Annotated in this window: 19 protein-coding genes; 16 read left to right on the top strand and 3 right to left on the bottom strand. The window is 71.3% G+C overall.

All coding sequences use genetic code 11. The features are described 5' to 3' along the window. The first annotated feature begins 66 nt into the window (after positions 1–66). Genes SH922_RS21360 through SH922_RS21345 form a run of 4 tightly spaced genes read left to right on the top strand, consistent with a single transcriptional unit; the run spans position 67 to position 3,625 of the window. Entirely contained in the window at positions 67–1,209 is a 1,143-nt protein-coding gene (locus SH922_RS21360; RefSeq protein WP_393059493.1) for a S1C family serine protease, read from the top strand. A gap of 29 nt (positions 1,210–1,238) precedes the next feature. After that, entirely contained in the window at positions 1,239–1,433 is a 195-nt protein-coding gene (locus SH922_RS21355) for a hypothetical protein (RefSeq protein ID WP_393059492.1), read from the top strand. A gap of 57 nt (positions 1,434–1,490) precedes the next feature. Next, a complete protein-coding gene (locus tag SH922_RS21350) occupies positions 1,491–2,222 on the top strand; it encodes a response regulator transcription factor (RefSeq protein ID WP_362552003.1) in 732 nt (243 codons plus the stop codon). Beyond that, positions 2,219–3,625, top strand: coding sequence for a sensor histidine kinase (locus SH922_RS21345; RefSeq protein WP_393059491.1), 1,407 nt, complete (start codon positions 2,219–2,221; stop codon positions 3,623–3,625). Before SH922_RS21350 ends, SH922_RS21345 begins: the two co-directional genes overlap by 4 nt. 11 nt (positions 3,626–3,636) lie before the next feature. On the opposite strand, the gene SH922_RS21340 is transcribed toward SH922_RS21345, so the two are convergent. Then, positions 3,637–4,212: a TetR/AcrR family transcriptional regulator gene (locus tag SH922_RS21340; RefSeq protein WP_393059490.1), complete on the bottom strand. Its 576-nt coding sequence runs from the start codon at positions 4,210–4,212 to the stop codon at positions 3,637–3,639. A gap of 88 nt (positions 4,213–4,300) precedes the next feature. Here SH922_RS21340 and SH922_RS21335 point away from each other — a divergent pair, with 88 nt between their 5' ends. Continuing rightward, a complete protein-coding gene (locus SH922_RS21335) occupies positions 4,301–5,098 on the top strand; it encodes an alpha/beta fold hydrolase (RefSeq protein WP_393059489.1) in 798 nt (265 codons plus the stop codon). A gap of 23 nt (positions 5,099–5,121) precedes the next feature. Here SH922_RS21335 and SH922_RS21330 read toward each other — a convergent pair whose 3' ends face one another. Together SH922_RS21330 and SH922_RS21325 are read right to left on the bottom strand one after the other, a co-directional pair. Beyond that, positions 5,122–6,015: a phosphatidylinositol-specific phospholipase C gene (locus tag SH922_RS21330; protein WP_393059488.1), complete on the bottom strand. Its 894-nt coding sequence runs from the start codon at positions 6,013–6,015 to the stop codon at positions 5,122–5,124. A 166-nt stretch (positions 6,016–6,181) separates the two neighbouring features. After that, entirely contained in the window at positions 6,182–8,026 is a 1,845-nt protein-coding gene (locus SH922_RS21325; protein WP_393059487.1) for a bifunctional metallophosphatase/5'-nucleotidase, read from the bottom strand. 603 nt (positions 8,027–8,629) lie between these two features. Here SH922_RS21325 and mshD point away from each other — a divergent pair. The 11 genes from mshD (at position 8,630) to pstB (ending at position 20,439) form a co-directional block, all read left to right on the top strand. Next, positions 8,630–9,565: a mycothiol synthase gene (mshD, locus tag SH922_RS21320; RefSeq protein WP_393059486.1), complete on the top strand. Its 936-nt coding sequence runs from the start codon at positions 8,630–8,632 to the stop codon at positions 9,563–9,565. A 90-nt stretch (positions 9,566–9,655) separates the two neighbouring features. Next, positions 9,656–10,063 carry a GntR family transcriptional regulator gene (locus SH922_RS21315; RefSeq protein ID WP_393059485.1) on the top strand — a complete coding sequence of 136 codons (408 nt, stop codon included), beginning with the start codon at positions 9,656–9,658 and terminating at the stop codon, positions 10,061–10,063. Further along, positions 10,063–10,959 (top strand): ABC transporter ATP-binding protein, encoded by an 897-nt coding sequence (locus SH922_RS21310; RefSeq protein ID WP_393059484.1) that lies wholly within the window; start codon positions 10,063–10,065, stop codon positions 10,957–10,959. The genes SH922_RS21315 and SH922_RS21310 overlap by 1 nt, the downstream gene beginning before the upstream one ends. Beyond that, a complete protein-coding gene (locus SH922_RS21305) occupies positions 10,956–11,951 on the top strand; it encodes an ABC transporter permease (protein ID WP_393059483.1) in 996 nt (331 codons plus the stop codon). The genes SH922_RS21310 and SH922_RS21305 overlap by 4 nt, the downstream gene beginning before the upstream one ends. 243 nt (positions 11,952–12,194) lie before the next feature. After that, a complete protein-coding gene (locus tag SH922_RS21300; protein ID WP_393059482.1) occupies positions 12,195–14,450 on the top strand; it encodes an RNA degradosome polyphosphate kinase in 2,256 nt (751 codons plus the stop codon). Beyond that, complete coding sequence (locus SH922_RS21295) at positions 14,437–15,453, top strand: CHAD domain-containing protein (RefSeq protein WP_393059481.1); 1,017 nt, start codon at positions 14,437–14,439, stop codon at positions 15,451–15,453. Before SH922_RS21300 ends, SH922_RS21295 begins: the two co-directional genes overlap by 14 nt. An 8-nt stretch (positions 15,454–15,461) precedes the next feature. Continuing rightward, positions 15,462–15,878 (top strand): NUDIX hydrolase, encoded by a 417-nt coding sequence (locus SH922_RS21290; protein WP_393063647.1) that lies wholly within the window; start codon positions 15,462–15,464, stop codon positions 15,876–15,878. 382 nt (positions 15,879–16,260) lie between these two features. Beyond that, complete coding sequence (pstS, locus tag SH922_RS21285) at positions 16,261–17,397, top strand: phosphate ABC transporter substrate-binding protein PstS (protein WP_393059480.1); 1,137 nt, start codon at positions 16,261–16,263, stop codon at positions 17,395–17,397. A 169-nt stretch (positions 17,398–17,566) separates the two neighbouring features. Next, the gene (gene pstC, locus SH922_RS21280; RefSeq protein WP_393059479.1) at positions 17,567–18,559 is read left to right on the top strand and encodes a phosphate ABC transporter permease subunit PstC; all 993 of its coding nucleotides are present in this window, start codon (positions 17,567–17,569) and stop codon (positions 18,557–18,559) included. Further along, a complete protein-coding gene (gene pstA / locus SH922_RS21275; protein ID WP_393059478.1) occupies positions 18,556–19,638 on the top strand; it encodes a phosphate ABC transporter permease PstA in 1,083 nt (360 codons plus the stop codon). Before pstC ends, pstA begins: the two co-directional genes overlap by 4 nt. 24 nt (positions 19,639–19,662) lie before the next feature. Then, positions 19,663–20,439, top strand: a complete 777-nt coding sequence (gene pstB / locus SH922_RS21270) for a phosphate ABC transporter ATP-binding protein PstB (RefSeq protein WP_393059477.1) — start codon at positions 19,663–19,665, stop codon at positions 20,437–20,439. Positions 20,440–20,543 lie beyond the last annotated feature (104 nt).

The raw sequence follows: 20,543 nt of genomic DNA, 5'->3' as shown, positions 1-20,543 counted from the left end.
AGGTTCTGCCGGGCTTCTCAGGGCGTACTCAGGGTGCTCTCATGTTCGCTGGACACTCTCGTAGACATGACAGAGAGCCAGCGCCCGAGCGGCGAGTACCCGATGTACCCCTCGTACGGCAACGGCGACGCGTCCTACCCGCCGCCGCCGTCATATCAGCCCGTGCAGCCGGTCGTCACAGGCCCCGGTACCACTGTGTGGCCCGCCCCCGGCGCGGCCGACGCGTACTCCGGCGGTGCGGGCCACGGCGGTGACGGCCTGCACGGGCTGGCGCAGCCGGCGCCCGAACCGTCCGCCCCCCGTCGCCGGGCCCGGCGGCCGGTCGCGCTCCTCGCGGCGGTGGCCATCGCGGCCGCGATCGTCGGCGGCGGCACCGCCACCGTGATCGGACAGCTCACCGACGACGGCACCTCCGGCACGGCCGCCGGCAGCGTCATCCCCGGCACCACCGTCTCGCAGAGCAGCAAGGGCACCGTCTCCGGTGTGGCCGCGGCCCTCTCGCCGACCATTGTCGAGATCGGCGCGACCTCGACCGCGGGCCAGTCCACCGGCTCCGGCGTGGTCATCACGTCGGACGGCGAGATCGTCACCAACAACCACGTCGTCGCCGGCGCCACGTCCATCAAGGTCACCCTCAGCACCGGCAAGACGTACACCGCCGAGGTCGTCGGCACCGACGCCGACAAGGACCTCGCGCTGATCAAGCTCCAGGGCGCGAGCGGCCTGAAGACGGCCACGCTCGGCGACTCCTCAAAGGTCGCCGTCGGCGACCAGGTCGTCGCGATCGGCTCGCCCGAAGGCCTCACCGGGACGGTCACCAGCGGCATCGTGTCCGCGCTCGACCGCGATGTCACGGTCGCCAAGGACAGCGACAGCGGCAGCAGCCAGGGGCAGGGCCAGGGCGGGCAGGGCGGCGGACAGGAGTGGCCGTTCGAGTTCGGCGGACAGCAGTTCAACGGCGACACCGGCGACTCCACCACCACGTACAAGGCCATCCAGACCGACGCCTCGCTCAACCCGGGGAACTCCGGTGGCGCCCTGATCAACATGAACGGCGAGATCATCGGCATCAACTCCGCGATGTACTCGGCCAGTTCGTCCAGCGGCTCGGGCAGCTCCAGCGCGGGCAGCGTCGGTCTCGGCTTCGCCATCCCGGTGAACACCCTCAAGGCCGACCTCGACGCACTGCGGGCCGGCAACAGCTCCTGAGGTGACGGCGGAGACAGAGGAGACAGCCCATGCACCACCAGACCGACACCCCCGCAGGCCCCGCAGACCTGGCCCTGCCGCTCGCGCTCGTGGCGTTCCTCGCCGAACGGGCACCCGCCGGCAGAACCGTTGACGAGCAGCCCCGCGCCGCGGAGCTCCGCACCGGCGCCGGCAGCCGCGGCCGCCGTGCCGCGCGACGCCGCGCCATGGCCGTGCGAGGCTGAGAACCGGGGGCCGGGAGCGCCCCGCCCCGTACGGAACGAGAAGAGGACGAAGCAGCGATGAGCCCCGCCGAAGACGATCCGCAGCGCATCCTGATCGTCGACGACGAGCCCGCCGTGCGCGAGGCCCTGCAGCGCAGTCTCGCGTTCGAGGGATACGGCACCGAGGTCGCCGTGGACGGTCTCGACGCCCTCACGAAGGCGGAGTCGTACGACCCCGACCTCATCGTCCTCGACATCCAGATGCCGCGGATGGACGGGCTGACCGCCGCCCGCCGCATCCGTGCCACGGGCACCACCACGCCCATCCTGATGCTGACCGCGCGCGACACCGTCGGCGACCGCGTCACCGGGCTCGACGCGGGCGCCGACGACTACCTGGTCAAGCCCTTCGAGCTGGACGAACTCTTCGCCCGCATCCGGGCCCTGCTGCGCCGCAGCTCGTACGCGGCCACGGCGGGCGGCCCCCTCCCCGACGACAACGTGCTGGCCTTCGCCGACCTGCGCATGGACCTCGCGACCCGCGAGGTCATGCGCGGTACCCGCCACGTGGAGCTGACCCGTACCGAGTTCACCCTGCTGGAGATGTTCCTGGCGCACCCCCGTCAGGTACTGACCCGCGAGCAGATCCTCAAGGCGGTGTGGGGCTTCGACTTCGAACCGAGCTCCAACTCGCTGGACGTGTACGTGATGTACCTGCGCCGCAAGACCGAGGCGGGCGGCGAACCGCGCCTGGTCCACACAGTGCGGGGTGTGGGGTACGCGCTGCGGTCGGGGGGTGGGGACGGATGACGGGCCCCTTGCACCGCATCCGCGCCCTGCCGCTGCGCTCCCGGCTCGCACTGCTGGTCGCGACCGCGGTGGCGGTGGCGGTGGCGGCGGTGGCGGGCGCCTGCTGGTTCGTGACGAGGGCTCAGCTGGAGCACCAGCTGGACGCGTCGCTGCGCAGCTCCGACGTCAGCAACGCCTACCTGACCAACCTCTACAACTACTGCCGGGGAGACACCCAGGCTCCGCCGCCCCCGTACTCCCGCCTCACCGTCCAGCTCATCGACGCCCAGGGCACGGTCTGTCTCGCCCCCGAATCATCGAAACTCCCGGTGGCCGCGGTCGACCTCGCGGTGGCCAAGGGCGGGTTGCGCAACGCGCTGCACTCGGCGACCGACGCGGACGGCACGAAGATGCGCGTCTACACCGCCCCGGTGAAGGGGCCGGCCGGCCTCGCCGTCTCCATCGCCAGCCCGATGAGCGAGATCGACAAGCCCCTCACCACCCTCGCCTGGGTTCTGCTCACCGTCTCCGGCATCGGCGTCATCGCCGCCGGCGCCGCCGGTCTCTGGGTGGCCCGTTCCGGCCTGCGCCCCGTCGACGAGCTCACCGAGGCGGTCGAGCACGTCGCCCGTACCGAGGACCTGACGGTCCGCATCCCGGTGGAGGGCGAGGACGAGATCGCCCGCCTCTCCCGCTCGTTCAACTCGATGACCGCCTCGCTGGCCACGTCCCGCGACCGCCAGGCCCAGCTCATCGCCGACGCCGGCCACGAGCTGCGCACCCCTCTGACCTCACTGCGCACCAACGTGGAACTCCTCGCCCTCAGCGACGAGACCGGCCGGGCCATCCCGCCGGACGACCGCAAGGCGCTGATGACGTCGGTGAAGGCGCAGATGACGGAACTGGCCTCCCTCATCGGCGACCTCCAGGAGCTGGCCCGCCCGGACGCGGCTCAGCCCGGTCCACTCCAGGTAGTGGCCCTGCACGACATCACCCGCACCGCCCTGCAACGGGCCCGTCTGCGCGGCCCCGAGCTGACCATCACGGCGGAGCTGGCCCCCTGGTACGTGCGGGCCGAACCGGCCGCCCTGGAGCGGGCGGTCGTCAACGTCCTGGACAACGCGGTGAAGTTCAGCCCGCACGGCGGCACGATCGACGTCGTCCTGCACCGGGGCGAGCTGACGGTACGCGACCACGGCCCCGGCATCCCCGCCGACGAACTCCCCCACGTCTTCGAACGCTTCTGGCGCTCCCCGTCCGCCCGCCAGCTCCCGGGCTCCGGCCTGGGCCTGTCGATCGTGGCGCGTACGGTCCAGCAGGCCGGCGGCGAGATCGACCTGCGCCCAGCACCGGGCGGCGGCACGGAAGCCGCGATCCGTCTCCCGGGAGCGCCCCAGCCACCGCCGGACCCGCCGCAGGGCTAGAGGCGGCAGCCCTACGCCCCGTCGAGCCGCCCCGCCAGCGCCCGCAGCCCGGCCGCGATCTCGGCGGCGTCCGGCGCCTGCTCCGGGTCGGTCAGCCACTGGATCATCACGCCGCTCATCAGCGCGAGCTGCACCGACCCGAGCCCCCGCACATCCGCCTCGGCGACCTCCGCCTCCGGCACCCCGGTCAGCTGCGCCGCGATCCCCCGGCGGCCCTCGCGCTGACCGGCGGCGAGGAGGGCCAGCAGCTCCGGGGAACTCCGGGCGTGGACGAACGCCTCCACCGAGGCGGTCCAGAGCCAGCGGTCGGTGCGGTACGAGGCGATCTCCCGCGTCCACATGTCCGCGTACCGCTCCGCGGCCGAACCGCCGCCCTCCCCCGCATCCGCACCGAACGCCTGGCCCCACTCGTCGATGGCCGCGAACAGGGCCTGGTTGAGCAGGGCCTCGCGGGAGCCGAAGTGGTAGCCGATCGCCGCCATCGAGACCCGGGAAGCGGTGGCGATGTCCCGCACGGTGGTACGGAGATAGCCCTTCTCCTCCAGACAGCGCCTCGCCCCGGCCAGCAGATCCTCGCGGTTTCCCATGCCCGGGATCGTACGGCTCCGCGACTTGGGCAAGCGATCTATACAAACGTATTGCGCGTGCGATCTATACGTGCGTACAGTCTCTGTCATGACTCAGCACACCGCATCACGACGTGAACTGACCATCGACGGCCGCCGCCTCTCCTACCTCGACCACGGCCCCTCCACCGGCCGGCCGCTCCTCGCCCTGCACGGCCATCTCTCCGAGGGCGCCTCCTTCGACGACCTGGCCGGCGAGCTCGGCCCCGAGTGGCGGGTCATCGCCCCCGACCAGCGCGGCCACGGCGACTCCGACCGCGCGGACGACTACGGCCGCGAGGGCTACGTCCGCGACCTGGTCGCCCTGCTCGACCATCTGGACCCCGGCCCGGTCGTCGCCCTCGGGCACTCACTGGGCGGCATCAACGCCCTGCACCTCGCGGCCACCCGGCCGGCCGCGGTCGCCGCACTCGTCAACACCGACGCCCCGGTCGACCTGCCGCACCAGGACCCCGGCCCGCTGGCCTTCCTCGCGGGATTCCCGTACACCGCACCCACCCGGGAGGAACTGATCGCCGCCTGCGGTCCGGTGGGCCCGATGGTGGGGCCCCTGCTGCGGCCGCTGCCGGGCGGCGACGGCTGGCGGCTGCCGTTCCACCCGCAGGACACGATCGACTCCGAGCGGCAGGTGCACGGGGACCACTGGGCGCAGTGGCTGGCGAGCGACTGCCCCGCGCTGGTGATCAACGGCCGTACCAGCCAGGCCATGCCGGCCGAGCAGGCCGCAGCGATGGCGTCACTGCGGTCTCGCACCTCACTCGTCACGCTGGAGACGGATCACTTCGTCCAGCTCCAGGACCCGAAGGGGTTCGCGCAGGCGGTACGGGAGTTCCTCGCGATCCTGTGAAAGCCGTGACGCGTAACGGTGACTCAGGACGCCGGGTTGTGCCGGATCAGCGACTCCACCAGCCCCGACCGGGTCGCCGGGAAGTCCAGCGGGACGATCCCGAGGCCGGTCCAGCCGGCCGTCCCCGAGGAGTCGAGGAACGAATGGACCTGGGGGTTGAGCCGGTCCGCGTTCCAGCGGGGCGGCAGCAGGGCGGCGGTGCTCACGTAGTTCATGAACAGCTTCCCCGGCTGTTCCGCCGCCTTGCGGAACTGGGCCTCGATCTTGGGGTACTTGGCGAACGGCTCCGCCATGTAGTCGTCCTGGATGTCGAAGAGCCCCGGGTCGGCGTACCGCACCCCGGGAAGACCTCCGTTGTCGGCGAGCAGCACCACCTTGCCGCGGGCCTGGCCGAGCGTCGGCAGCGCGTTGTCGATATGGAACAGCGGGCGCCAGCCCTTGGTGTCGAGGTACAGGTCGAAGATCCGGCGGAACGCGGCGTCGCTCTCCTCCGAGTACTCCTGCTTGACCCGCATCAGCACGGTCTCGGTGGGCCGCTGGGCCAGGAAGTCCCAGCAGGCGCCGAGGACATCGCCGAACATCAGGTTCTGGTACGAGGCGCCGTGGTGGATCGCGAACGAGTCACCGGTGATCCGGCACCGTACGTCGAGAAAGCGCACCCCGCTGTTCAGCTGCTCCGCGATCGTGGTGTTCTGGCACTCGGTCCAGGGGCCGCCGTAGCGGGCGCCGGAGTCGTGCGAGCCGGGGATGGTGAGGCGCTGGAGCGCGGTGGCGTCCGCGATGCCGCTCATCCAGTCCTGCACGGTGAGGGCCTGCCGGGCCGCGGCACGGGCGGGTGCCGCCCCGAGAACGGCGGTGGCGGAAGCGGCCAGCGCCCCGGCCAGGAAGGTCCGGCGGTTGGCGGTGTACGGGCTCATGCGGGGACGCCTCCGGGTGCCGTGTGGGGTCAGCTCCCGGATTATGACCCGTACACATCACACAGGGAACAGGGCGGTGCGGAGCAGGTCCCCGGACGGCGCGAAAACGACGGATGCGCGGACCGGGGCCTTCGCCCCCGCCCGCGCATCCTCGGTGCCGTACGCCCTACTGGACGACCGTGATCCGGTCCGTCGCCGGCGGAGCCAGCGGCGCCGCGGCCGTGGAGTGCGCGGCCAGGTAGGCGTTGAACAGGTCCAGGTCGGAGGCGCCGACCAGCTTGTTGGTGCCCGCGCCGAGGGCCGCGAAGCCGTCGCCGCCGCCCGCCAGGAACTCGTTCATCGCGACGCGGTACGTCTTGGCCGGATCGATCGCCTCACCGTTCAGCTTGATCGTGTCGGTGACCACGCGAGCCGCACCGGTCTTCGTCATGTCCAGGGTGTAGGTGAGGCCCTTGGAAATCTGAAGGATCTTCGGGCTGGCCTCGTTGGAACCGCTGACCTGCTGCTGGAGCGCGGACACCAGCTGCGCACCGGTCAGGTCGACGACGTTCATCATGTTGGTGAACGGCTGCACGGTGAACGACTCGCCGTACGTCACGACGCCGTCGCCCTCGCTGCCCGTCGCCTTGTAGACCAGGTCGGCACGGATGCCGCCCGGGTTCATGAACGCGACGACCGCCCCGCCCTTGTCCGCCGGGGCCAGACCCTCCAGCTGCGCGTCGGCGATCAGGTTGCCGAGCGGCTTCTCGGGGGCCGTGGAGCCACGGCCGTTGATGTCTGCGGAGATGAAGCCCTGCGGCCGGTTCGCGATCGGGGCCGCGAGGGTGTTCCAGCGCGCGATCAGTTCCGTCATGTCGGTGGCCTTGGCCTGGTCCCGGGTGACGACGTGGTTCGCCGAGACCGGGTTCGCGGCCGGGGAGTGCTTCGAGGACTTCACCGCGGTGCGCACGATGTCCTTGGTGCGACGGTCGTACGTGAGCGTCGTGTCCGTGTACAGCTTGCCGAACGACGAGGCCGAGGTGACCAGGCGCGGGTTGCCCGCCGGGTCCGGGATCGTGCAGACGTACGCCTGGTGGGTGTGGCCCGTCACCAGCGCGTCGACCTTGGGCGAGATGCCCTTCGCGATGTCGGTGATCGGCCCGGAGATGCCGTCACCGGCGGCCGGGCTGTCGCAGCCGTAGTTGTACGAGGAGGAGGCCGGGGCGCCGCCCTCGTGGATCAGGGCGACGATGGACTTCACGCCCTGCCGGTCCAGTTCCTTGGCGTACTTGTTGACGGTCTCGATCTCGTCGTGGAACTTCAGGCCCTTGACGCCGTTGGCCGTCACGATGTTCGGCGTGCCCTCCAGGGTCACCCCGATGAAGCCGATCTTGACGCCGTTCTTCTTCCACACCGTGTACGGCTTGAGGATCGGCTTGCCGGTCTTCTCGTCCGTCACGTTGGCGGCGAGGTACGGGAAGTCGGCGCCCTCGAACTTCTTGCCCTGCTCGTAGCACCCCTCGACCGGGTGGCAGCCGCCGTTCTGGAGGCGGCCCAGCTCGGTGGCGCCCTCGTCGAACTCGTGGTTGCCGACGCTCGTCACATCGAGGTCGATCTTGTTGAGCGCCTCGATGGTCGGCTCGTCGTGGAACAGGCCCGACAGCAGCGGGCTCGCCCCGACCATGTCGCCGCCGGCCGCGGTGATGGAGTACGGGTGGCCCTTGCGCGCGGCGCGCAGCGAGGAGGCGAGGTACTCCACGCCACCGGCCGGGATCGCCTTCGTCGTGCCGTCGGCCTGCGTCTCGGTGACCGATCCGGCCGAGCCGGCCGGCGGCTCCAGGTTGCCGTGCAGGTCGTTGAAGGACAGCAGTTGCACGTCGACGGTCCGGGCCGGCGTGTGGTGGCCGTGGCCCTTGCCGTGCCCGTGCGCGCCGGCCGGCATGGCGGCGACCAGAGCGCCGACGGTGGCCAGACCGGCTGCGGCGGCGAGCACCCGCCGGGACGCGCGGTTCTTCTGCGGTGTCGCTGACATCGGTCCCCTTGTGAGTTGACTGCGTGCCGCAGCCTAGAGTCAACGCGCGTAGCGCGACAGGCATTCAGGGTTACGAATAGGTTGCCGTCCGGTCGAAAGGGCGGCCCGGTGCGGGGCGCGGGGTTCCGTCCTCGATCGCCGGACAGGCTCGGTGCGGGTGCTTCGCGGGGGCGGCACGCCCACGTCCGGTGGATGGGGGTGGGGTCCCTCCGGGGCGTCTCCTCAGAAATGGCGTGTGCACCCGGGTCCGTGGGGGACCCGGGTCGTACGCCATTTCCTGCGGGGACTCCCCTGCACGCCCCCACCCGGCATCGCCTGCGTCTGCACGCCGGTGGCACTGCTGTCGCAGACGCGCGACGGCCGGTCCGGGGCCGTGCAGGGGAGTCCCCGCAGGACGACGAACAGATACCCGGGCCGCTTCACGTACCCGCGGAACGTTCGTCGTCCGAGGAGACGCCCCGGAGGGGGACCGGACCCCCACCACGAGGGACCGCGCCACCCCGCGGGGCACCCGCACCCAAGCCCGTCCGGTGATCGAGGACGGAACCCCCCGGCCCGGGAAGGGGCGGGCAACAACACCGCCTTCCGCCGTACGCTCGACACATGACGACTGACGTACCCCTCCCCGCCCCCGGACGCGAGATCCAGACGCTCGGCACCCTCTCCCCCGACCAGGCAGGCGCCGTCTCCGAGCTGCTCGCCGAGGCCGCGCAGTCCGACGGCCGGCAGGCCGTGTCCGAGCAGGGGCGGCTGCAGTTGCGGGGCGGGCACCGGGAAGGCGTACGGCACTTCCTGCTGACCGCCGGGGGCGTACTGGTCGGGTACGCGCAGCTGGAGGACACCGACCCCGTCGAGGCACCGGCCGCCGAGCTGGTCGTGCACCCGTCGCACCGCGGGCACGGGCACGGGCGGGCGCTCGGGGCGGCGCTGCTCGCCGCGACCGGCAAGCGGCTGCGGGTCTGGGCGCACGGCGGGAAGTCCGCGGCGCGCCACCTCGCGCAGGTGCTCGGCCTCTCGCTCTTCCGCGAACTACGGCAGCTGCGCCGCCCGTTGAGCCCGCTGAACATCGCCGAGCCGACGCTGCCGCCGGGCGTCACCGTCCGCACCTTCGTGCCGGGCGAGGACGACGCCGCCTGGCTCGCCGTGAACAGCGCCGCCTTCGCTCACCACCCCGAGCAGGGCTCGCTGACCCAGCGCGACCTGGACGACCGCAAGGCCGAGCCCTGGTTCGACCCGAAGGGGTTCTTCCTCGCCGAGCGCGGAACGGACGACGGCTCCGAGCTCATCGGCTTCCACTGGACGAAGGTGCACGCCGAGGAGCAGCTCGGCGAGGTGTACGTGGTCGGCATCCGGCCCGACGCGCAGGGCGACGGCCTGGGCAAGGCGCTGACCGCGATCGGGCTGCGCCACCTGGCCGCCGAGGGGCTGCCCACCGCGATGCTCTACGTCGACGCGGACAACACCGCCGCCCTGTCCGTGTACGAGCGGATGGGCTTCACCACCCACGAGGTCGACCTGATGTACCGCACGGAGTCCTGAGCGCTCACAACGCACCCGGGGGCGGCGTCTCTTGACGCCGCCCCTTCCTTACGCCACCCTTTCACTACTCAATTAGTGAAAGGGGTGAACATGGCACAGTCCGCAGCGGTCGAGTTCCGCATCGACCGGCGCAGCGGCGTCGCCACGTACCTCCAGATCGTCCAGCAGACCAAACAGGCCCTTCGACTGAAACTGCTGGAGCCGGGTGACCGGCTGCCCACCGCCCGCGAGGTCGTGGAGGCCACCGCCATCAACCCGAACACCGTGCTGAAGGCCTACCGCGAGCTGGAGCGCGAAGGGCTCGTCGAGGCGCGACGGGGGCTCGGCACCTTCGTCACCCGGACGCTCGGCGGCGCGGCCGCCGCCGACGACGGCCCACTGCGCGCCGAACTGGCCGACTGGGCGGGCCGGGCCCGCGCGGCCGGCCTGGAGAGGGACGACGTGAGCGCACTCTTCACCGCCGTACTGGACCGCACATTCCCAGGGGAGCAGAACTGATGACAGGTGCTGTGATCGAGGCCGTCGGCCTCGGCATGCGATACCGGCGAAGAGACATCGGGTGGGCGCTCCGCGACTGCTCGTTCCGGCTGCCGGCCGGACGTGTCTGCGCCCTTGTCGGCCCCAACGGCGCCGGGAAGTCCACCCTGCTCGCCCTCGCGGCCGGGTTCCTGCGCCCCACGCAGGGAACGGTGAGCGTCCTCGGCACAACCCCCGGCGAGGCCCGGGGACGGCTCGGGTTCGTGGCCCAGGACAAGCCGCTGTACCCGCAGTTGACGGTCACCGAGACGCTCTGGGCGGGCGCCGAGCTGAACCCCGCCACCTGGGACCAGACCACCGCCGAGCGCATCGCCGCACCCCTGCCCGCGGGCGCGAAGGTGCGCACCCTGTCCGGCGGACAGCGCACCCGGCTCGCCCTGGCCGTCGCACTGGGCAAGCGGCCCGAACTGCTCCTGCTGGACGAGCCGATGGCCGACCTCGACCCGCTCGGCCGGCACCAGCTGATGGGCGCCCTGATGGCGGAGGCCGCCGAGCACGGCACCAGCATCGTGATGTCCTCGCACATCCTCACCGAGCTGGAGGGCGCCTGCGACTACCTCCTGCTCGTCGACGGCGGCCGCATCCGCCTCGGCGGCGAGACCGACGACCTGCTCGCCGCGCACACCCTGCTCACCGGCCCGGTACGCGACCTCGCCCCGCACACCGTGATCGAGTCCCGCACCACGGGACGGCTGCAGACCGCACTCGTCCGGAAGGAGGGCCCGGTGGAAACCGACGGCTGGGAGACGGCCGAGCCGTCACTGGAGGAGCTGCTGCTGGCGCATCTGCGCTCGCCCGGGGCCCCGGACCTGCTGACACCGAGCGCCGCGGTCGGCAGCAAGGCGGCGGCCGCATGAGCACCACCGGTCTGCGCACCCGCGCCCGCACCGCCCCCGCCGCACTGCGGGGCCCCGTCCGTGTCCTGCTCCACCAGCACCGCCGTTCGCTGTGGGCGGCCGGCGCACTCCTGGCCCTGGGCATCGCCTTCGTGGTCGGGCTCCGGATCTGGGTCGCCGCCTCGCCCGAACGCTGCGCCGACGGCGACACCACCCGCTGCGGCGACGGCACCTACCTGCCCACCTACGCCCGAACCTCCACCGAGATATACCTGGCGGACGGCGGCACCGCCCTCCTGGTGCTCGCCGGGCTCATCGGCGTGTTCGTCGCAGGTCCGCTGATCGCCCGCGAACTGGAGAACGGCACGTTCCGGTTCGTCCGGGCCCAGTCGGTGTCGCCCGCCCAGTGGCTGGCGGCCCGGATCGCCCTGCCCGCCGCCCTCGCGACCGCCGCGACGACCGTCCTGGTCCTCGTCTACCGGTGGGGCTGGTCAGGCGTACAGGACAACGCTTACGCCAACGGACTCGGCTGGTACGAGGGCGGGGTCTTCCCCGCCCTCGGCCCGGCCGCCGTCGCCTACGCCCTGCTGGCCGTGGCCGTCGGCGCCCTGTGCGCCGTCCTCGTACGCCGCACCCTCCTGGCCATGAGCCTCACGGCCCTCGTCCTCGGCACGGTCATGCTGGGGTTCGGCAAACGCCGCTACGAGCTCTGGCCGAGCGCCCGCCGCTTCGGCAGGGAGGCCTGGCCGGACAACGCCTGGAACATCGAATCGGGCATGGTCACCCCCTCCGGCAAGGAGATCTACTGGCAGGACTGCTGGGACGCGGGCCTCGTCACCCCCGAGGACCCCTCGGGCTGCCTGCGCAACCAGGGCGGGGTCACCGACTTCGCCGACTACCACCCCGCCGCGCACTTCTGGCCCCTCCAGCTCGTCGAGACCGGCATCCTGCTCGTCCTCGCCGCCGCCGCGGTCGCACTCGCCTTCCGGGTACTGCGCCGCCGCCACGGCTGAGCCTCCCGGCAGCCGTGTCCGGGGGCGCCCAGCGCCCCCGGACACGGCCACACGGCTTCCTGCATGTCATGTCGCCGTTACCGGGCATTCAGACGCCCTTGCGACCCTCTCAGGATGCAGCCAGCTGTGCCGACCCCCCGCAACGGGAGAAATCCCGGCAGAGAGCGCACCGAGCGTGCGATCTCCGCGATCTCGACCCCCTCCGACGCGCCCCCGGAGCACTCCGCGCGGAAGAATGGGCCCATGAGCCAGCAGCCCAGCTCCGAGGTCCCGGTCCAGCCCACCGCCCAGCCGTCCGTCGGCTCCCTCGCCGCGCACCGGCCGCACGCCGTCGCCACCCCGTCGTCCTCCTCTGCCGCCCTGTCCACGGCGGCCGACCTGGACCCCGACATCGATGCGGACGCCGACGCGTACGAACCCGATGTCGACGGGGACGAGCTGCCCCAGGGCCGCTTCCTCGACCGGGAACGCAGTTGGCTCGCGTTCAACGAACGCGTTCTGGAACTGGCCGAGGACCCGGCGACACCGCTCCTCGAACGGGCTAATTTCCTCGCCATCTTCGCGTCGAACCTGGACGAGTTCTTCATGGTCCGGGTGGCGGGCCTGAAGCGCCGCATCGCGACCGGTGTCGCCACCCGGTCCGCCTCCGGCCTCCAGCCCCGCGAGGTCCTCGACCTGATCTGGACCCGCTCGCGCGAACTCATGGCCCGGCACGCCGCCTGCTACCAGCAGGACGTCGCCCCCGCCCTGTCCGACGAGGGCATCCAGCTGATCCGCTGGCCGGAGCTGACCGAGAAGGAACAGGCCCGCCTGTTCACCTTCTTCCGCCAGCGCGTGTTCCCCGTGCTGACCCCCCTCGCCGTCGACCCGGCGCACCCCTTCCCGTACATCTCCGGCCTCTCGCTCAACCTCGCCGTCGTCGTGCGCAACCCGGTCAGCGGCCACCGCCACTTCGCCCGGGTCAAGGTGCCGCCGCTGCTGACCCGCTTCCTGGAGGCCTCGCCGCAGCGCTACGTCCCCATCGAGGACGTCATCGCCGCCCACCTCGAAGAGCTCTTCCCGGGCATGGAGGTCCTCGCGCACCACATGTTCCGGGTCACCAGGAACGAGGACCTGGAGGTCGAGGAGGACGACGCCGAGAATCTGCTCCAGGCCCTGGAGAAGGAGCTCATGCGGCGCCGCTTCGGCCCGCCGGTCCGCCTGGAGGTCGAGGAGTCCATCGACCCGTACGTGCTGGACCTGCTCGTCCGCGAGCTGAAGGTGTCCGACGCGGAGGTCTACCCGCTGCCCGGGCCGCTCGATCTCACCGGGCTGTTCGGCATAGCGTCCCTGGACCGGCCCGAGCTGAAGTTCCCCAAGTTCATCGCCGGCACGCACCGCGACCTCGCCGAGGTCGAATCCGCCTCCGCGCCCGACATCTTCGCCGCGCTGCGCGAACGCGACGTGCTGCTGCACCACCCGTACGACTCCTTCTCCACCTCCGTCCAGGCCTTCCTGGAACAGGCGGCCGGCGACCCGGACGTCCTCGCGATCAAGCAGACGCTGTACCGGACCTCGGGCGACTCCCCGATAGTGGACGCCCTGATCGACGCCGCCGAGTCCGGCAAGCAGGTCCTCGTACTCGTCGAGATCAAGGCCCGCTTCGACGAGCAGGCCAACATCAAGTGGGCTCGCAAGCTGGAGGAGGCGGGCTGCCACGTCGTCTACGGGCTCGTCGGCCTGAAGACGCACTGCAAGCTCTCGCTCGTCGTCCGCCAGGAGGGCGACACCCTGCGCCGCTACTCGCACGTGGGCACGGGCAACTACCACCCCAAGACGGCCCGGCTGTACGAGGACCTCGGCCTGCTCACCGCCGACCCGCAGGTCGGCGCGGACCTCTCCGACCTCTTCAACCGGCTCTCCGGCTACTCGCGCCGCGAGACCTACCGCCGCCTGCTGGTCGCCCCGAAGTCGCTGCGCGACGGGCTGATCGCCCGGATCAACAAGGAGATCGCGCACCAGCGGGCCGGCCGCCTCGCCTACGTACGCATCAAGGTCAACTCGATGGTCGACGAAGCGATCATCGACGCCTGCTACCGGGCAGCGCAGTCGGGCGTCCCGGTCGACATCTGGGTCCGCGGCATCTGCGCGATCCGCCCCGGCGTCACCGGCCTCTCCGAGAACATCCGGGTCCGCTCCATCCTGGGCCGCTTCCTCGAACACTCCCGGGTCTTCTCGTTCGGCAACGGCGGCGAGCCCGAAGTCTGGTTCGGCAGCGCCGACATGATGCACCGCAACCTCGACCGCCGCATCGAGGCCCTGGTCCGGGTCACCGACCCCGCGCACCGGGCCGCTCTCAGCCGCCTCCTGGAGACCGGCATGGCCGACACCACCTCCTCCTGGCACCTGGGTCCCGACGGGAACTGGACCCGGCACGCCACGGACGCGGAGGGCCGGCCCCTGCGGCACGTACAGGAAATGCTCATTGACGCCCGGAGGCGCCGGCGTGCGACGCCCTGACCACCAGACACAGACGGACGTGACCGCGGGGACGGTGCTCGCACCGTATCTGCGGGCACAGGCCGCGGACTTCCTGCGCAGCCTGCGTCTGCACCGCGAGAACAGTGCCCCCAGCGACGCCGGACCCCAGGCCGCCGAACAGGCCGCCTGGGCGCTGCGCCGCTCGTCCCGCCGCATCAGCGGCACCCTGCACACCTTCCGGGCGGCGCTCGACCCGCTCTGGGCCGAGCAGTTGCGCACCGAGCTGGCCTGGCTGTCCGGCACGCTCGGCCGCGAGCACGCGTACGCGGAACGGCTGACGCGGCTCCTCGAAGCGCTGCACGGGCTGTCGGGGGCGCCGCTGCCGTCGGCCCGGGCGGAGTCCGGTGGCACCTCCGCCGCCACCGTCGCCTCCGCCGTCGTCGACAAGGAGCGCGCCGTCCTCGGCGTCGGAGCGGCGCGCGCCGGCGCGCTGCTGGAACGGCAGCTGACCCTCGCCCGGACCCGCGCCCACTCCGCGGCGCTCCAGGCGCTCGGCTCCTCCCGCTTCCACGCGGTGGCCGACGCGGTCGCGCTGCTCGCCTCCGAGGTCCCGCTGTCCGCCGCGGCCGCCGAACCCGCCGGTGAGCTGTTGCGCGAGCCCGCCGACCGGGCGGAGCAACGGCTGCTCGGCGCCGTCGCGGCGCTCCCCTCGGACGAGACGGCCGAGCCGTACAACGAGGCGCACGACGCGCCCTGGCACCAGACCCGGCTGCTGCTGCGCCTGCACCGGTACGCCCACGAGGTGGTCCGGGGCACCCCCGATCCGGTCCTGGCCGGCCCGGGTCACGCGCTCGATCTGCACCGGGACGCGGCGGAGGCGGCCGCGGCGGCCTCCGCGGCGGCCCGCACCCCCCGCATCGCGCCGACGACGGCGTACGCCCTGGGGGTGCTCCACGCCGACCAGCGACACGAGGTGGAGGCGGCGCGGTCGGTCTTCCGGGAGAGCTGGCCGTACGCCACTGCGGCGGCGATCCGGCCATGACCCGGACGGTGGGCGGCACGGTGCGGGCGGCGGGCTGCGTGCTGTGGCGCCGCCCGCCCGCGTCTGCCGGCGGGGGCGTGGAGCTCTGCCTCGTACACCGTCCGCGTTATGACGACTGGTCGTTCCCGAAAGGCAAGCTGAAGCGCGACGAGTCCCCGCGGGACGCGGCCCTGCGCGAGGTCCTGGAGGAGACGGGCCACCACTGTGTGCCGGGCGCCGTGCTGCCCACGGTCCGGTACGTCGCGAACGGCCGGCCGAAAGAGGTCACGTACTGGTCCGCCGAGGCCACTGCGGGCGCCTTCGTGCCGAACAGCGAGGTGGACGACGTGCTGTGGCTCCCGCCTGCGACGGCCCGCGACCGCCTGACCCAGTCCCGCGACCGCGAGCTTCTGGACGCGGCCCTGCGAACCCTGCCGCGCGCGTAGAACCGGACCCCGGCCGGGCCACTCCCGGACTGCGGCCGCCATTCCCGGACTGCGGCCGGCCACTCCAGCCCGTCCGGCGTTCGATGACGGAACCCCTGCCCGGAACCGGGCAGCCCCCATGTGAGCGCACGCCACAGGGCACCCCACCCCGCCCTCGGGCCCCCGGGCCCACGGGCCCCGCTGCCCCGGAACCAGGCCGCCCGACACGGTTCACCTCCCGTTCACTCACCCCCGCAGACCGCTTCACCTGTTCTGCCTAATTTCGGCAGTGCACGGTGCGAGGCACACACCGCACCGACCACGACTTCCGCTCCACCCATCACCTCGCACGCCGTCGTAGAACGAAAACCACCACGGCGGCTCCTGGAAGGAACACCCGAAAGTGAAGCTTCAGCGCAAGAACCGGCTTCGTGCCACCGCGCTCGGTGCCCTCGCCGTCTCCGGCGCCCTGGTCCTCACGGCGTGCGGTTCGGACAACAACAGCGGCGGCGACACCGGCGGTGACGGCGGCCAGACGAAGGCCGCGTCCAACGTCAAGTGCGACGGCGCCAAGGGCCAGCTGCGCGCCTCCGGGTCCAGCGCCCAGAAGAACGCCATGGACCTCTGGGTCAAGGAGTACATGGCTGCCTGCTCCGGCGTGGAGATCAACTACAACTCCTCCTCGTCCGGCGAGGGCATCGTCGCCTTCAACCAGGGCACCGTCGGCTTCGCCGGCTCCGACTCGGCGCTGAAGCCCGAAGAGGTCGCCGACTCGAAGAAGATCTGCAAGACCGGCCAGGGCATCAACCTCCCGATGGTCGGCGGCCCGATCGCGGTCGGCTTCCACCTGGAGGGTGTCGACAGCCTGGTCCTGGACGCCCCCACCCTCGCCAAGATCTTCGACACGAAGATCAAGAAGTGGAACGACGAGGCGATCGCCAAGCTCAACCCGGGCGCCAAGCTCCCGGACAAGGCGATTCAGCCCTTCCACCGCTCCGAGGACTCCGGCACCACCCAGAACCTCGGCAAGTACCTCAACGCCGCGGCCCCGGGCGACTGGAAGTACGAGGCCGAGAAGAAGTGGCCGGCCCCCGGTGGCCAGGGCGCGACCGGTTCGTCCGGCGTCGCCACCCAGGTCAAGCAGGTCGACGGCTCGATCGGCTACTTCGAGCTCTCGTACGCCGCCTCGCAGCAGATCCCCACGGTCGACATCAACACCGGTGGCGCCGCCCCGGTGAAGGCCTCCTCGGAGAACGCCTCCAAGGCCATCGCCGCCGCCAAGGTCAAGGGCACCGGCAAGGACCTGGCGCTCGACCTCGACTACACCACCAAGGCCGAGGGCGCGTACCCGCTGGTCCTGGTGACGTACGAGGTCGTCTGCGACACCGGCAACAAGGCCGACACCCTCGGCACGGTCAAGTCCTTCCTGACCTACACCGCCTCCGCGGACGGCCAGAAGCTCCTCACCGAGGCCGGCTACGCCCCGATCCCCGAGGCGATCAACGCCAAGGTCCGCGAGACGGTCGCCGGCCTCTCGTAACCCGCACACCCCGCACGACGCACAGCGAAAAAGAGCACAGCGAACAACGCACGACGCAACAGGCGGCCCGGTCCGGTGCACCCCTCCGGACCGGCCCGCCACCTCAGCCCCATCCGGTGCACCGCCGCCAGGGGAGCCCCTCAGCTCCCCCACACAGACCGGAAAGACCATGGCTTCCACCACACAGACAGAGATTCCACCGGCCCCGCCGGGCAGGCGCACCCGCGCCAAGTCCACCGGCCGCGCCGGTGACAGGATCTTCCTGGGCCTCTCCCGCGGCTCGGGCATCCTGCTGCTCGTGATCATGGCGTCGATCGCCGTGTTCCTCAGCTACCGCGCCGCGATCGCCATCTCCGAGGACGAGGGCAACTTCCTCACCACCTTCGACTGGAACCCGGCCGGCGACCCGCCCGTCTTCGGCATCGCCGTCCTGCTCTTCGGGACCGTCGTCAGCTCGGTCATCGCGATGGTCATCGCGGTTCCGATCGCGGTCGGCATCGCCCTGTTCATCTCGCACTACGCACCGCGCAAGCTGGCCGGCGTGATCGCCTACGTCATCGATCTGCTCGCCGCGGTGCCCAGCATCGTCTACGGCATCTGGGGCGCGCTCGTCCTCGTGCCGTATCTCGAAGGCCTGAACCTCTGGCTCGACCAGTTCTTCGGCTGGACGTACATCTTCGAGAAGACCGAGATCGGCGTCGCCCGCTCGCTCTTCACCGTCGGCATCCTGCTCGCGATCATGATCCTGCCGATCGTGACCAGCGTGAGCCGCGAGGTCTTCCTCCAGGTCCCGAAGATGAACGAGGAGGCAGCGCTCGCGCTCGGCGCCACCCGCTGGGAGGTCATCCGCCTCTCGGTGCTGCCGTTCGGCCGGTCCGGTGTGATCTCCGCCTCGATGCTGGGCCTCGGCCGCGCGCTCGGCGAGACGATGGCCGTCGCCACGGTCCTGTCGCCGAGCTTCCTCATCTCGCTGCACGTGCTCAACCCGGGCGGCGGGACGTTCGCCCAGAACATCGCCGCGAAGTTCGGCGAGGCCGACGCGTTCGGGCGCGACGCCCTGATCGCCTCCGGCCTGGTCCTCTTCGTCCTCACCCTGCTGGTCAACGGCGCCGCGCGGCTCATCATCGCCCGCCGCAAGGAGTACTCGGGGGCCAACGCATGAGCCATGCATCCACGAGCGTCCAGGAACGCCCGACGCCCGCACCGCCCACACCGGCCAACAGCCTCAGCAGCCGGGCCCTGCCCCGCCTGGCCCCGCTCGGCTTCGCCGCCGTGTCGATCGCCCTCGGCACCGGCATCGGCGCGGCCGCCGGCTGGCACAGCCGCGTCCAGTGGGGCCTGATCTCCGCGCTGCTCTTCCTCACGATCTCGTACGTCGCGACCAGCGTCGTGGAGAACCGGCGCCAGGCGAAGGACCGCCTCGCCACCAGCCTCGTCTGGGTCTGCTTCCTGATCGCCGTCGTCCCGCTGGCCTCCCTGCTCTGGACGACCATCAGCCGCGGCTCGGAACGCCTGGACGGCTACTTCCTGACCCACTCGATGGCCGGTGTCCTCGGGCCCGAGGCCAGTGGCGGCGTCTACCACGCCCTGATCGGCACCCTGGAGCAGGTCGGCATCGCCACGCTGATCTCCGCCCCGCTCGGCCTGCTCACCGCGGTCTACCTGGTGGAGTACGGCAAGGGCGCACTCGCCAAGGCCGTCACCTTCTTCGTCGACGTGATGACCGGCATCCCGTCCATCGTCGCCGGTCTGTTCGTCCTCTCGATCATGCTGATCGCGGGACTGGAGCCCTCCGGCCTGATGGGCGCCCTGGCTCTGACGATCCTGATGCTCCCGGTCGTGGTCCGCTCCACCGAGGAGATGCTGAAGCTCGTACCGAACGAGCTCCGCGAGGCCTCCCTCGCCCTCGGCATCCCGAAGTGGCGCACCATCCTGAAGGTGGTCCTGCCGACCGCGATCGGCGGCATCGCCACCGGCGTCATGCTCGCCATCGCGCGCATCGCCGGCGAGACCGCACCGATCATCCTGCTGGTCTTCGGCAGCCAGCTGATCAACCCGAACCCCTTCGAAGGCGCCCAGTCGTCACTGCCGTTCTACATCTACGAGCAGTACAAGATCGGTGAGGCCGCGTCCTACGACCGCGCCTGGGCCGCTGCCCTGGTCCTGATCGCCTTCGTCATGATCCTCAATCTGGTGGCCCGCGGCATCGCCCGCTGGAAGGCCCCGAAGACCGGCCGATAGGGCCAGCAGAAAGCAGTGATTCAGATGGCCAAGCGCATCGACATCAGTGGCCTGTCGGCCTTCTACGGCAGCCACAAGGCGATCGACGACATCTCCATGACCGTGGAACCCCGCTCCGTGACCGCCTTCATCGGCCCGTCCGGCTGCGGCAAGTCCACCTTCCTGCGCACCCTGAACCGGATGCACGAGGTCACCCCCGGTGGCCGCGTCGAGGGCAAGGTGCTGCTGGACGACGAGAACCTGTACGGATCGCACGTCGACCCGGTCACCGTGCGCCGCACGGTGGGCATGGTCTTCCAGCGCCCGAACCCGTTCCCGACCATGTCGATCTTCGACAACGTGGCGGCGGGCCTGCGGCTGAACGGCAAGTACCGCAAGAGCGCCCTGGGCGACATCGTGGAGAAGTCGCTGCGCGGCGCGAACCTCTGGAACGAGGTCAAGGACCGGCTGAACAAGCCCGGCTCCGGCCTCTCCGGCGGTCAGCAGCAGCGCCTGTGCATAGCCCGCGCCATCGCTGTCGAGCCGGACGTGCTGCTCATGGACGAGCCGTGCTCCGCCCTGGACCCGATCTCCACCCTCGCCATCGAGGACCTGATCGGTGAGCTGAAGGAGCGCTTCACGATCGTCATCGTGACGCACAACATGCAGCAGGCGGCCCGCGTCTCGGACCGCACCGCGTTCTTCAACCTCGCGGCGGTCGGCATGCCGGGCAAGCTCGTCGAGATCGACGAGACGGCACGCATCTTCTCCAACCCGTCGGTCCAGGCCACGGAGGACTACATCTCCGGCCGCTTCGGCTGACCGGTCCCTCCCAGGACGGCCTTGGGGTGCTGCATGGCGGTGCCACCACAAGGCGAAGGGTCCGCCCCGCTCTCCTCACGGAGGGCGGGGCGGACCCGTTCGTA

The sequence above is a fragment of the Streptomyces sp. LN549 genome, from assembly GCF_043203805.1.
Classification (GTDB): Bacteria; Actinomycetota; Actinomycetes; order Streptomycetales; family Streptomycetaceae; genus Streptomyces.
This window is presented reverse-complemented; position numbering and strand designations above follow the sequence as displayed.